This is a genomic window from Chitinophaga sp. XS-30 (genome assembly GCF_008086345.1).
In the GTDB taxonomy this organism is placed as follows: Bacteria; Bacteroidota; Bacteroidia; order Chitinophagales; family Chitinophagaceae; genus Chitinophaga.
The window spans coordinates 5,508,250-5,522,618 of sequence record NZ_CP043006.1 but is presented as its reverse complement, the minus strand read 5'-3'; the positions used below and the strand labels follow the sequence as shown (position 1 = coordinate 5,522,618).

The following is a 14,369-nucleotide window of genomic DNA, read 5'->3' as shown; positions in this document are numbered from 1 at the left end:
TAGTACCACAACATTTCTTCATTCGACAATATATATGTAAAGTCCACTCATGGAGCAAGCGCAAATCAGCAAACTGCTGGATAAATACCTCGCGGGGAATTGTACACCTGAAGAAGAGCGGGCGGTGCAGCACTGGCTGGACAGCAGGCCGCAGCAGGACGGGGAATGGAAAGCGATGTCCGCTGCAGCGCAGCAGGAATACCTAGCCGGGTTGTTTCATGACGTGAAACAGACGATAGGGAAAGATGAGGGGGTGCAACATGCCGGCGGGGAAGAAACAGCCGTCATTCACATGAAGGCCCGGAGGCGCGGCTGGTATGCCGGGCTGCGCATCGCGGCGGTGCTGCTTGTTGTGCTGGGGGCAACGCTGCTTTACCTTTTCCGCGGCAGCCTGATGCCGCAGCAGCTTCACACGGTGACCACGGCATACCGGGAAACAAAAAGAATTGTGCTGCCGGACAGCTCCGTGGTGGTGCTGAACAGCGGCAGCCGGTTAAGTTATGCGGAAAACTGGAAAGACCGGGAAGTGCGGCTGGAAGGCGAAGCCTATTTTGAAGTGCAGGCCAGTCCCGAACATCCCTTTGTGATCAAAAGCGGAGAATTGCAGACACGGGTGCTGGGCACAAATTTCAACATATCGGCATATCCCGGAGATAAGCGTATAAGCGTTGGCGTTATGACGGGAAAAGTGGAGCTCAGCAAGTTGAGATCAGGGGATAAATTACTGGTCACATCCGGAGAAAAGGCGGTGTACGACCGGCAGGAGGACAAGATCAGCCGGGAAGAAACAACGGAAGCAGATAAAGTATTGGTGGCATCCGGAGAGGTGGGCGTATATGACCGGCAAAAAAACAGGATCAGCCATGAAGGAACGAAGGATACGCTTTATAATGCCTGGATGGAAGGTCAGCTTAACTTTTACCGTACTCCGCTCAGCGATGTAACGGCAGCGCTGGAGCGCACTTTCGGGATCCGGATCAGGATACTCAACAGTTATGAAAACGAATGCGAGATCAACGGCCGGTTCCACGTCAACCAAACACCGGCTGACATTATAAAAATCATCTGTATATCAATTAACGCGGAATGCACTATTGAGGGGAATGAGGTCGTCATTCATAATGACCGCCCCTGCAACTGACAGTTTCCATAACAACATAGCAACAGATCAAGGACAGACATATACGTATGCCTGAACGGGCATCCTGTTATCATAAAAGAAAAGCCCCCCGTGCGAGCGCCAACCTGCACATGGGGGCCATGTTTAATGTTCCTAAAAACAATCAAATGTATGGATTTTTACCGGTTCTCTAAACACTCAATCCTTGTCATCATGAGAGGATCAGCCATTGGATTTGTGTTTGTACTGATGTCGCTGCAGCTGGCATTTTCGCGCAGCGCGGAAGGTCAAACCGTATTAGACCGAAAGGTACGCCTGCAGGTCAGGAATGAAACGCTGGAAACCACGCTGCAAATGCTTGGCAACCGGGTCAATGTGGATTTTGTTTACAGCACCCATTCCGCATTGTCAGACAATGTGAACCTGTCTGTGAAAGACAGGAAACTGGGCGAAGTGCTGAAAGATCTGCTGGAGCCGGCAAAACTGAGCTGGGAAGTAGTGGGGCAGACCATTGTGATCCGTAATGCCTACAACTCCGGCCCATTGCAGCCTTCAGCTGCGGCGGCTCCCCGTTTTGCCATGGAGATCAAAGGCTTTGTGAAAGACGGTATGGGCAACAGCCTGCCGGGCGTTTCCGTACGCGTGAAAGGGAAGGCAACCGGCGCCGTGACGGATGATAAAGGCATGTATGCCATCAGCGCCGAGCCTAAGGATTCGCTGGAATTTTCCTACATCGGATACAAACAGCAGGTGATCGCCGTCCGGAACAGGGAGGAGATCAATGTGGTGATGGAAGCAGTGGAAGGCGGCCTGAATGAAGTGGTGGTGATCGGTTTCGGTCAGCAGAAGAAGATCAGCCTCATAGGGGCGCAATCTTCCGTAAAACCCTCGGAGCTGCAACTTCCCACCGCGAACCTCAGCACCGTGATCGGTGGCCGTTTGTCCGGCGTCATCTCCGTGCAGCGCAACGGGGAGATCGGCGCGGGGGCGGATATCTGGATCAGGGGCGTATCCACCTTCAAAAGCTCGCTCAGCAAACCGCTGATCCTCGTGGATGGCGTGCCGCGCGATATGAACAACGTAGATCCGGAAGATGTGGCGAGCTTCGCCATCCTGAAAGATGCATCCGCAACAGCCGTATATGGTGTACGCGGTGCAAACGGGGTAGTGCTGATCACCACCAAGACCGGCAGGCTGGGCAAACCGCAGGTCCGCCTGAGATATAATGAGGGCATCACCAGCCTCACCCGCATCCCTGATTTTGCGGACGGCGTGGCATATATGAAAGCCTCCAATGAAGCGCTGGAGACCCGCGGCGGAACACCCATCTATTCAGATGAGGCGATCGAAATGACCCGTACGCAGGCCGATCCCGAGCTTTACCCCGATGTTAACTGGTTCAAGGAACTATTCAATAAATACGGCCGCACCCGCCGTGTGAACATGAATATCAACGGCGGCAGTGAAAAGGCCACTTACTATGTAGGTGCTACTTATTTTGATGAAGTGGGCATGTATAAAACAGATGCCCTCACCACGTACAATTCCGAGATCGCTTTCAAGCGGTACAACGTGACCTCCAACCTCACCCTGCAACCCACCCGTACAACGAATGTCAAACTTGGGTTGCAGGGCTGGCTGGCCAATGTGAACTATCCCGGCGCCGGCGCGAAAGAAATATTCGAGAAGGCTTTCTTTCTGTCGCCTATCACCTATCCCGTGATGTACAAAGACGGGAAGATACCGGACATTCCCGCAGGCACCAATGCGCTCAGCAATCCCTGGGCCATGCTTACGCAAACGGGATACGCCAATCAATGGCGCAACCAGCTGTACTCCAATCTGCAGGTGCGGCAGGATCTGGACTTCATCACAAAGGGGCTCTCCATCAATGCCATGTTCTCCTTTGATGCCTATAATTACCTGAGCCAGCGCCGTACCAAGAAACCCAATACCTGGAGGGCAACCGGCCGGGATGCGGACGGCAACCTAATCTACCAGGAAGTGGTGCGGGGTGATGACTACCTGGGATACAGCACCAACAAGATCGGAAACCGCTCCTTGTACAACGAGGCTTCGATCAACTATATGAATGAATTCGGTAAACATGCCATCGGTGCAATGGTAATCTATAACCAAAGCGACAAGATCGATACGCAGACCGATGATCTGCTGATCTCCCTGCCGCAGCGTTTCAGGGGTGTCAGCGGGCGCGCCACCTATGGTTATGCTGACAAATATTTCCTGGAAGCCAACTTCGGTTATAACGGTTCCGAGAACTTTGCACCGGAGAACCGCTTCGGCTTTTTCCCTTCCATCGGCGCGGGCTGGCTGTTGTCGGAAGAGAAATTCTTCCAGGGCTTCAAGCATATTGTACAGATGGCGAAGGTGCGTTTCTCGCACGGCATTGTAGGCAGCAGCACGATAGACGGCCGCCGCTTTGCCTACATCGCAACGGTGGAATCCCCGACAGGTTATACGTTTGGCAGGAACATGAACAATACCTACGGCGGGAAAGATATTGGAGAATATGCCGCAGACGTGACCTGGGAGACCTCTGCCAAGACCAATCTCGGCATCGATATGCAGCTGCTGAAAGGCATCAGCATTCAGGCGGACATATTCAGAGAGCGAAGGGAAGGTATCTTTCTCCGGAAAGTGTCCGTGCCTGCATACGTAGGGCTCCGCAAGGCGCCATTCGGCAACGTGGGTATTGTGGAGAACAAGGGCATTGACGGTTCCGTTACCTGGAACAGTAATATCGGGAAGGACTTCCGGTTCCAGCTGCTCGGGAATTTCACGTTCACCCGCAACAAGGTGATCGAGAACGATGAACCTCCGCGGGCCTATCCCTGGCTTGAAGAAAGAGGATACAAAGTAGAGCAGACCTTCGGTTATGTGGCACTCGGTCTTTTTGAAAGCGATCATGAAGTGGCCAATAGCCCGAAACAAACCGGCGATACCCGTGCGGGGGATATCAAATACAAAGATCTGAACGGAGACGGCAAGATCGATGCGATGGACAGAAAGGCCATCGGCTACGGGCAGATACCGGAGATCATCTATGGCATCGGCTTTACCTTTTCCTATAAATCATTTTCCCTGTCCGGGTTATTTCAGGGCATCGGGAATGTGGACATCTATCTCAGCGGAGAAGGTATGATCCCTTTCCAGCAGGGGCTGACAAGAGGCAACCTCTACAGCAACATAGATGACCGCTGGTCACTCGAAAACCCCAATCCCGATGCCTTCTATCCAAGGCTCACGCCCGGCACCATCAACGACAACTACGCGCAAAGCACGTTCTGGCTGCGCAACGGCCGCTATATGCGCCTGAAAAATGCGCAGCTGGCTTACAACATGCCGAAATCCCTGCTGGGCAGGGCAAAGATCAGGAATGCGCAGATATTCCTGGAAGGGATGAACCTGTTCACCATGTCGCCTTTCAAATTATGGGATGTAGAGTTGGGGAATGGCAGCGGCGCTGCATTTCCGATGATCAAAACATACAGCGCCGGTATTGATTTTACTTTCTAAAAATATGATGTATATGAACAGCATAGGCGGTATCCTTTTTCTGCTGACAATATTATCCTTCACGGCCTGCCAGAAAGGTTTTCTGGACCAGGTGCCGGATGACCGGCTGTCCATGGAGCAGGTATTTTCCCGGAGGGACCTCACGGAGCAATATCTCGCCAACATTTACAATGTGGTGATGAAAGACCCTGCAGGCGTAACAGCCGGTATCCCCTGGATCGGTTCATCCGATGAAGGTGATGTTTCCTACGACCGGCCGGATTACAATTCTTACAAGATGAATCTCGGTAACTGGAATGCATCTTCCAATTATTATAATTTCTGGACAGCCTACTACCAGGGCATCCGGTCCGCCACCTATTTCATGGCGCATGTAGGTTCCAATCCGCAGATACTGCTTGAAAGCAACGGAGAAGAACTGGTCCGTCAGTACACGGGCGAAGCCCGGTTCCTGCGGGCCTATGCCTATTTCCTGCTGATGCAGCAGTATGGGCCCGTTGTGCTGGCCGGAGATGAACTGATCCCCGGCGATGTACCGGCCAGTGATCCGCGCATGAACCTTCCGCGCAGTTCTTTTGATGAATGTGTGGCATACGTGGTAGCGGAGCTGGATCAGGCAGCCACAGAACTGCCGGATCATTTTACCGTGCAGCCGGAACTTGACTACGGAAGGGCCACCAAAGCCGCTGCAATGGCCGTAAAAGCGAGATTGTTGCTGTATGCCGCCAGCCCGCTGTTCAATGGCAACAGAGACTATGCCGGGTTGCAGAATGCAGACGGCAAGCAGCTGATCAGTCAGACTACGGACCCGGACAAGTGGCGGCGCGCGGCCGATGCTTCCAAAGCACTGATTGATGAAGGCCTTTTCTCCCTGTACAAAAAATACGATGGCAGCGGGAATATCGATCCCCTGGCTTCATGCCGCGATCTTTTCCTCGATACCTGGAACAGTGAATGGATATTCGCCCGCGCAAAAAGCTCCATTTCAGCATGGGAGCGCACAGCTACGCCACGGGGCATAGCGGCAGGCTTCTCTGCTACCGGTCCCACACAGCAACTGGTGGACCAGTTTGAAATGGATAATGGTCTGCGTCCCATCACCGGCTACAATTCAGATGGCTCCCCCATCATTAATCCGGCATCCGGCTACCGGGAAACAGGCTTTGCCACCTCCGCCGGAAAATACCATCCTAACGGCGTTTCCAATATGTATGTGAACAGGGAGCCGCGGTTTTATGTAACCGTATCCTACCCCGGTTCCTACTGGATCAATACCAGCGAAGGCAACAAGGTCATCCAGACCTGGTTCTCCGGTGAATCCGGGAAGAAGGGTTCCTGGGACCATTCCCGCACCGGTTATCTCAACCGCAAGAATGTATCTCCGCTGACCAATCCGCGCCTGAACAAGTATGCAGAACGGGCTTATGTGGTATTCCGCTTCGGGGAAGTGCTGCTCAATTATGTGGAAGCATTGAATGAAGCAGAACCGGGCCACTCCGATATTCTCCGCTATCTCAACATGATCCGTGAAAGGGCCGGTGTGCCGCAATATGGCGCGGGAGCCTCACCACTGCCCGTACCATCAGGCCAGGCCGCCATGCGCGAAGCCATCCGTCACGAACGGCAGATCGAGCTGGCATTCGAATACCTCCGCTATTTCGATACACGCAGGTGGAAGATCGCGGAACAAACGGACCACGGCGCTTTCTGGGGCATGAACGTAGATGCCGATCCCCCGGCCTTCTATCGCAGAACAGTATTCGAAACACGGGTGTTCCGGAAGAACTATTACCTGTTTCCCATACCGCAGGATGAACTGGATAAAGACAGGAATATCGTGCAGAACACCGGCTGGTAAAAGAACACATTCACAAAGACAAATCAAGACGATATGAAATATTTGATCAGCATACTTAACATCATGCTTTTCCTCTCTGCCTGCAAATACGACCAGGGTATAGCCGAGCCGGAAAAGTATGTGAAGATCTACATGCCGCAGGCGGTGGATATGCCGGCGAAGGTATCGCTGGTGATGGCGGACACGCCGCAGACGGTCATCTTTGGCGCGGCATACGGCGGCCCCGTGTCCCCCGGCAGCGACATCGAGGTGAAATTCAAGGTAGATAACGGGTTGATAGCAGCATTCAACCAGCAGCATGGGACATCGTATGACCCGCTGCCTGCCGGCAGTTATGAGTTGCTGCAGACCAGCGGCACCATCGGCAAAGGCCGGCAAAGCACGGCGCCGCTGCAACTTGAGCTGAAAACAGCCGGCGTGCTGGAATCCCTGAAGCAGTATCTGTTGCCGGTGTCCATAGACCAGGTGAGCGGGAATCTGCCGGTGAACGAATCCCTCCGTACGGCCTACTTCCTGGTGGAAGCGCAACGCGAGGGCCTGGATATCCGGGCGGTATCCTTTGGCAAGAAATCTTCCGTGATGGACGTGAATGCGGTGGTGGAGGTATTGCGTCCGCTGAATGCAGACCTGATCGTGATCCGTGAGATCGACAAGAATACGAAACGCAGCGGATACGTGGATATGCCCGCCGAGATCGCGGAGAAACTCGGCATGCAACAATTCTTTGCAAAGGCCATGAACTACGATGGCGGAGAGTATGGCACGGCCGTGCTTTCCCGTTACCCGATCATTGACAGCGCCCGGTATATCCTTACCGTTCCCTCAGGCGAGCCCGGCCCGCTGGCTGTGATCAAAGTACAGGTGAAAGAAGGCCAGACGCTGACATTCGCCGGTACACACTTCAACGCCAATGCCGCACGCAGGGAAGGGCAGCCGGCGCAATTGCTGGAATTCCTGAAAGATGTGGAAGGCCCGCTGATCGTAGGCGGCAACTTCAATGACCAGCTGGCAGGGGATACCTATCTGCAGCTGAAAACCAGGTTTTCACTCATTTGTACGGAGGGCTGTGCATTCAACTACCCGGCAAGCAATCCTTCCAGTCACACCGATTACATCATTTATGCACCCGCGGAGCGATTCAGGATCGTAGAGAACAAAGTGGGCGGCGCTTCCACCAGCGATCACCTGCCTGTTATTTCCCGGATGCAGATCTATTATTGAACAACTGAATGTTTTTAAGATGAGAATGACCTGTTTATTGCTGGTTGCCGTGCTGGCAGCTGCCTGCAGCAAAGGAAAGGGCGGAACGCCGGGCCCTGCGGGGCCGGATACCACGGGAGCTTCCGTAAAAGTGAATATCAAAGTGATGAGCTACAATATCCGGCGCGGCATACCGATGAACAGCACGGAAATTGACCTGCAGGGTACGGCGGATGTGATCAATGCCATTCAGCCGGACCTGGTAGCGCTTTCGGAAGTGGACCGGTACACCCGGCGCAGCGGCGTTACGGTGGACCAGGCAAAGGAACTGGGGCGGCTGACGGGCATGTACCACTATTTCACCAGGGCCATCGCACATGATGGGGGTGAATATGGCGATGCCGTACTGTCCCGCCTGCCGCTTCTCGACTCTGCCCGGTACGCCCTGCCCGTGGCCATACCCGGCTCGGAACTGCGTTCCGTTGCCATGGTGACCGTGGAAAAGGAGGGTATGCGCATCCATTTTGCATCCACCCATCTTGACCATCTTGCCCGGGAGGAAAACCGTTTGCTGCAAGCCGGCGAGATCGTGAACACCGTAGTGCCGCAGATCACCGGGCCGCTGATCATTGCCGGGGACCTGAATGCACTGCCGGCCAGCGGGACGATCAGCACGCTCAAACAGGCTTTTACCCCCGGATGCCTCAGCTGCGCCTTCACGTTCCCTTCAGACAAGCCGGACAGAACGATCGATTATATCATGTACCGGTCTGCCGCAGACTTCCGGGTGATCAGTTATGGCCCGGTGACCGGCAAGCTGGCATCCGATCACTTGCCCGTGGTAGCCGTGTTGCAGATGACCCGGAAGCGATAATGCTGAACTGAATAACCCCCAAAGGAAGGGACGCTGCTGATCGTAATTCACCTTGTTTTACCGGCTCGCGGGCGCGATTTTGTGCCCGGCCGGTATCCGGGATATCCGAATTGCCTGTCCGCACAGTCCCTTCCTTTTTGATTCTTAAGCACTTGCAAACGGATTTTTCGTAATTGTCAAAAAATCCCCCCACTGCGAAATTATCTCAGTTGCCTGTTGTAATTTACAACCAGATTTAGCTTAAGTAATGCCAACAATCCGGCCTCTTACCCTGTATGACTATGTGACCCGAAATTCCAAGAACAAACACCTGACCATAAAAGACAATGATTCCTTCGCAAGGTTTTTATTGTTTACATATATAAAATATTTGCTGGCTGGAAACGGCCTGTACCAGTTGTAATGGCAAAAGTTTTTGAAAAGCCCTCTTTTTAGAGAACCATTAGAAGCCTACACAATTGCATTCTCGAACATTCACATGATTTATGCCCGGCACATTGTATCTACAGTGTGCTTTTTTTTTACTTTTGCTGCATGTTTACCGCACTATCCAAGAACGTTTTCGAACAGAGCATCCGGGACTATCATGTGAATAATGACATTTACCGGCCCATTGAAAATCCTTATGAAGGCAACAAGATCGAGCATCTGCTGTATGCCAAGAACTGGATCGATACCGTGCAATGGCATCTGGAGGATGTGGTGCGGGACCCGGAGATAGACCCTGTGGAAGCGCTGAAGCTCAAACGCTGGATAGACCGCTCCAACCAGGAACGTACCGATATGGTGGAGTATATCGACAGTTATTTCCTTGAAAAGTATAAAGAAGTGAAGCCCCTGCCGGAAGCTTCTATCAATACGGAAAGCCCCGCCTGGGCAATCGACCGCCTGTCCATTCTCAGTCTCAAGATCTACCATATGCGGGAAGAGGCACAGCGTCCGGATGCCACACCGGAACACCGCGCTGCCTGTCAGGCGAAACTGGATATTCTGCTGGACCAGCAGACCGATCTCTCCCGGGCCATCGAAGAGCTGCTGGAAGACATCAGCCAGGGCCGCAAGTACATGAAGGTGTACCGGCAGATGAAAATGTACAACGATCCCTCGCTTAACCCCGTACTCTATGGGCAAAAGCCATAACGCCCATACCATCCTGGCCATCCGTTTTTCCGCTTTCGGAGATGTAGCCATGACCATTCCCGTCATGAAACAGGTGCTGGAAGCCCATCCGGAGCTGACCATCGTGTTTGTGACCAACCGGAACTGGGAAGCGCTTTGCGAGGGTATTCCCCGGCTGATCTTTTACCCGGCAGACCTCAAAGGCGTTCATAAAGGTGTGCCTGGACTGTACCGCCTGTTTACCGCCCTGCGCAAAGCGCACCCGGGAATATCGGCAGTGGCGGACCTGCATCATGTGCTGCGTTCCCGCATACTGCGCAGTTTCTACCGGATGGCAGGTATCCCTGTGGCGGTGATCGACAAGGGCAGGGCATCGAAGAAACAACTGACAAGCAAGGACAATAAAGTGTTGAGGCCGCTCACAACAACAGTACAACGTTACCGCAACGTGTTCCGGTTATTGGGATACGCTCCTTCGGACCGTGTGCCGCAGCGGGAACAGCACCTTACCGGCCGCCGGAAGATAGGCATCGCGCCGTTTGCTACCTATCGCGAGAAAACCTATCCGCTGGCAAAAATGGAAGCCGTGATCCGCCGGCTGCTGGAATATCCGGATGTGGATATCAGCCTTTTCGGCGGCGGAAAACAGGAGACCGCCCAACTGACCGCGCTGGCCGGGAAATATCCCCGGCTGGAAGTGGTGGCGGGCCGTTACAGCCTTGCGGAAGAGCTGGCCATTATCAGCGGGCTGGACCTGATGGTCAGTATGGATTCCGCCAATATGCACCTGGCATCGCTGTCTGGTGTGCCGGTTGTATCCATTTGGGGCGCTACGCATCCTTATGCGGGATTTATGGGGTTCGGGCAGCCGGAGGAAAATGCTGTGCAGATCGATCTGTATTGCCGGCCGTGTTCGGTATTCGGCAATAAACCCTGTTTTCGTGGAGATCATGCCTGTATGGAGCAACTTGCTCCCGAACGGGTGACGGAGCGTGCCGCAGCTGTACTGGGACTGCGCTGAGTAGCCATGGGATTGAGACTCAGGGTTTTTCGCAAAAAAGTCGTAAGTTTATTTTGCAAAAATGAAAAAAGTTCTACTTTTGCAATCCCAATTGAATGATTGCCTCATAGTATAATGGTAGTACGACAGATTTTGGTTCTGTTTGTCTAGGTTCGAATCCTGGTGAGGCAACAAGGCTGAAGCGCTCTGATAAGTGTTTCAGCCTTTTTCTTTGCAGGCGGTTGACTCTCCTTTCACGCAGCGTAATTTATTGCGGCACGATCGCTTCCTAAAAAGCAGCCCATGAAAATACATCAGCAAACACTTGAACTGAACCCAAGGCCCAGAGGTTTCCACCTGATCACTACAGAGATCATCCAGGCAATACCCCAGATCGCCGCATTCAAAACCGGCATCTGCCAGGTATTTATCCAGCATACTTCCGCTTCGCTGACGATCAATGAGAATGCAGACCCCACCGTCAGAAAAGATTTTGAAACCTACTTTTCCAAATCGGTCCCGGAAAATGATCCCGATTATGTGCATAACGATGAGGGGCCGGATGATATGCCGGCGCATCTCAAGGCGGCTTTACTGGGAAGCTCGGTAATGATACCGGTGCGTAACGGCCGCCTGGCGCTGGGGATGTGGCAGGGCGTTTATTTATGCGAGCACCGCGATCATGGCGGCAGAAGGAAGCTGGTGATCACGGTCTGGGGAGAATAGCTTGTTACGTATGCAGGATATAATTTGTGCCATATGGGTAGCGCTGCGGCCGGGATAGCCATTTGTTGGCTTCTGTGTTGTTCCTGAACGTTTCCTTCTCCGGGTCCCAATACAACTTGCCCGGCACTTTCATGGCAATATGCGCTACAAGGCAGGCGCTGCATGAGCGGTGAGCTACCTCGGCGGGACTGATCGTCTGTTTTTTGTTCTGGATGCAATCCAGCCAGTTGGCATGCTGTTCAGCGCTGCTGTAAAGCCGGATGTCTTTCGGCCCGGTTTCTGCCTGTAAAATCCCGGGATCGCTTGCCTGGAAAGGTTTGTTGTTATCCCCGCTTCCCGGATCGGTTGCGGTTACGCCTACGTTTCCCCTGGTTACAAATATCCATCCTTTGCTGCCTTCAAAACGGACCCCGTTCGGGTTATCTCCTCCGATCTGCATCTTCACTCCGGTTGCATACAACGCGTTTACTTCGTACCTGCCATGCACATTCCACAATCCTGTTTCGGGAAATTCGGCGGTGGCTTCTATTTCGATCGGCCCGGTGTATTCTGTATCCATTCCCCAGTGTGCGATATCTATATGATGAACGCCCCAGCCGGTGATCATTCCTGCGCCAAACTGTTCGCATCGCAGCCAGCCTCCCCGCCCGTTTACATTGTCGGGATGCACACGGTCCCTGGTATAATAGATATAAGGCGTAGATCCCAGCCACCTGTCGTAATGCAGATGCCCCGGAACCGGCATTTCCGTAGTATCGCCTCCGGGAGGGTCAAAAGGAAGGCCGATCCGGACGGTATGCAATTCCCCGATATGACCGTTCCTTACGAGCTCGCAGGCTTTTTTGAACTGGGGCCAGGGTTGTACTGACCGTTGCTGGCTGCCAAGCTGAAAGGTCACACCTGTTTTGCGCACGATATCACTCATCATCCGTCCTTCCTCAATGGTGAGAGAAGTGGGTTTTTGCAAATAAATATGCTTGCCGGCCAGTGCGGCTTCAATAGCGGGTTGCGCATGCCAGTGGTCAGGTGTGCTGATGATCACCGCATCTATGTCCTTATTGGCCAGCAGATCATGGTAATCATCATACGCTTTGACAGCTATATAATCTGATTTGCCTGTTTTCTTTTCGTACCAGCCTTCGATCAGTTTTTTACATGATGCCTGCCGGTGGCTATCCACATCACTGACGGCAATAATGCGGGCGGCGTCATGTTTAAACGTTTCGGGCAGATCATGTCCTCTCGCGATCCGGCCGCAGCCTATCTGTCCGATATTGATCTTGTTGCTGGGCGCCGTTTTGCCGAATACCGTCGAAGGTACAATGGCAGGAAATCCGCTTATGGCAACCGTTCCGGCCAATGCGCTTTTTGCAGCTGTTTTAAGGAAATCCCTGCGGTTGCAGGCTGATTTGTCGGGCTTTCTCATAACGTAACAGAATTTTTATACGTGAACGGATGCTATTGCTTCACTGATATTTCAGGAGGATGGGCAAAATATTGCCATGCCGCTTCTGCCTTTTTCTGATCGAATTTGCCATTAAATACCAGGAAGCGATATTTCAGAACGTAGTCATGTCCCGGTTCCAATGTCCAGTCCATATCCTTTGTAGGCGAAAAATTTGCGTAAACATCGCCATCGGGCATGATATTCTCGGGCCATATCCGAAGTGGTTCGGGATAATTGTAGTTGACGGGATATGACATCATTACCGCTCCGCCATAATCCTGGCCGAGGCTTCCCTGAACGATCACCCAACGGGCCTTTGAACCATCTGCATCTTTACGGGTATTTCCTTCAGAGGTGAGCATTTCACTGTTGTGCTTGTTCCAGTCCGCTGTGGCCCGCCATCCTAACCCGCCATAGCGGTATTCCTGCAGAACAACCGGGCTGCCGGCAGCACAGTTAAGCTGTATGGTAACATCGGCCAGGTAATAATCCTGAAAAGCTGAAGGCTGATAAATACGGACGGACTGCAGCTCATTGATGGCTATTTTTTCACTCCCGTCCTTTTTAAATACAACATGCTGATGCAAGACCTGGTAACCGCCGTACACCGCACCCTGTTCGAGAGATACAAAATCCGCAAAACGAACCGTCCCTTTTTTATCCTTCAGGTTCCAGAAATCAACCGTCTCGCCTTCGAACAGCACCTTTGTCCATGGGTTCCATAATCCGTAGTGGTGATAATGATCGGGGGGATTGATGCGCGTCAGAGCCTGTCCGTGCGGTGTCCACAGCGGATGAATAAACCCGCTGCGTTTAAAGGCCGTGTCTGCTCCCGCAGGGGGATAATGCGTTTTGTAATTGTATTGCAGTAATTTTTTTTGACCGGCGCTGATCACCAATGCACCCGTTTCTTTTGTAACCTGTACCGATGGGGCCGTTTCTCTGGGCGTTCCTTTCACCAATTCAAATACCCGTTTTGAAGTCTTTGGATCGTCCCGGTGAATGATCCAGTACAAGGTCCGCCTGCCTTTGTTTTCGATCTGGCAGGCCACCGGCAGCCGTTTCCCGTTTTTCACTTCCACCAGTGTGATCGCGGTTTCGGGCAAAAGCGTTATCCCGTCCAGGTTTATACTAACGGGAATATCCGTGCCCGGCATTGACCCGTTTGTATGAACGGTCAATTCCGCTATTCTTTGCGCGCGGGATGCCGTAAAGGCGAAAGCGGTTATCAGTATGCAAAAAAGATATTTCATATGTGGAATGTGATCGATTCGTTTTGGGTTTGCCAGGAATACGCTCCCTGTTCCAGCTAATATCGAACAAAAAACGTAAAAATGGAACCGATTGCATGAAATAATTGGAACAAAAACGCCTCATGCTGAAAATAAAGAAGGTTTAAGCCTGTTTTTTAGCGGTTATCTGTGCGTTGCCGTGGAACAACCGATTGTTCTTGGTATGCATATGGTGATTCAATGAAATGTTCCTCCG

10 protein-coding genes and 1 tRNA gene are annotated in these 14,369 nt (G+C 52.6%); 9 read left to right on the top strand and 2 right to left on the bottom strand.

Features of this window, described 5'->3' with window-relative positions; translation table 11 throughout:
• Positions 1-49 precede the first annotated feature (49 nt).
• The 9 genes from FW415_RS22070 (at position 50) to FW415_RS22030 (ending at position 11,434) form a co-directional block, all read left to right on the top strand.
• Positions 50-1,141 (top strand): FecR domain-containing protein, encoded by a 1,092-nt coding sequence (locus tag FW415_RS22070; RefSeq protein ID WP_148389292.1) that lies wholly within the window; start codon positions 50-52, stop codon positions 1,139-1,141.
• Positions 1,142-1,333: 192 nt separating this feature from the next.
• Positions 1,334-4,657: a SusC/RagA family TonB-linked outer membrane protein gene (locus FW415_RS22065; protein WP_168208942.1), complete on the top strand. Its 3,324-nt coding sequence runs from the start codon at positions 1,334-1,336 to the stop codon at positions 4,655-4,657.
• A 13-nt stretch (positions 4,658-4,670) separates the two neighbouring features.
• Positions 4,671-6,515 (top strand): RagB/SusD family nutrient uptake outer membrane protein, encoded by a 1,845-nt coding sequence (locus FW415_RS22060; RefSeq protein ID WP_210420772.1) that lies wholly within the window; start codon positions 4,671-4,673, stop codon positions 6,513-6,515.
• A gap of 33 nt (positions 6,516-6,548) precedes the next feature.
• Complete coding sequence (locus tag FW415_RS22055) at positions 6,549-7,736, top strand: BT_3987 domain-containing protein (protein WP_148389290.1); 1,188 nt, start codon at positions 6,549-6,551, stop codon at positions 7,734-7,736.
• A gap of 19 nt (positions 7,737-7,755) precedes the next feature.
• Entirely contained in the window at positions 7,756-8,589 is an 834-nt protein-coding gene (locus FW415_RS22050) for an endonuclease/exonuclease/phosphatase family protein (protein WP_148389289.1), read from the top strand.
• A 534-nt stretch (positions 8,590-9,123) separates the two neighbouring features.
• On the top strand, positions 9,124-9,729 hold the full coding sequence (locus FW415_RS22045; protein WP_148389288.1) for a DUF4254 domain-containing protein: 606 nt from the start codon (positions 9,124-9,126) through the stop codon (positions 9,727-9,729).
• Positions 9,713-10,729, top strand: a complete 1,017-nt coding sequence (locus FW415_RS22040) for a glycosyltransferase family 9 protein (RefSeq protein WP_148389287.1) — start codon at positions 9,713-9,715, stop codon at positions 10,727-10,729. Before FW415_RS22045 ends, FW415_RS22040 begins: the two co-directional genes overlap by 17 nt.
• Positions 10,730-10,829: 100 nt before the next feature.
• Positions 10,830-10,900: transfer RNA gene (locus tag FW415_RS22035), tRNA-Gln, on the top strand.
• Between the two features lie 117 nt (positions 10,901-11,017).
• Positions 11,018-11,434 carry a secondary thiamine-phosphate synthase enzyme YjbQ gene (locus FW415_RS22030; RefSeq protein WP_371417066.1) on the top strand — a complete coding sequence of 139 codons (417 nt, stop codon included), beginning with the start codon at positions 11,018-11,020 and terminating at the stop codon, positions 11,432-11,434.
• Between the two features lie 4 nt (positions 11,435-11,438).
• On the opposite strand, the gene FW415_RS22025 is transcribed toward FW415_RS22030, so the two are convergent.
• A complete protein-coding gene (locus FW415_RS22025; protein WP_148389285.1) occupies positions 11,439-12,860 on the bottom strand; it encodes a Gfo/Idh/MocA family protein in 1,422 nt (473 codons plus the stop codon).
• Between the two features lie 32 nt (positions 12,861-12,892).
• On the bottom strand, positions 12,893-14,134 hold the full coding sequence (locus FW415_RS22020; protein ID WP_148389284.1) for a PmoA family protein: 1,242 nt from the start codon (positions 14,132-14,134) through the stop codon (positions 12,893-12,895).
• Positions 14,135-14,369 lie beyond the last annotated feature (235 nt).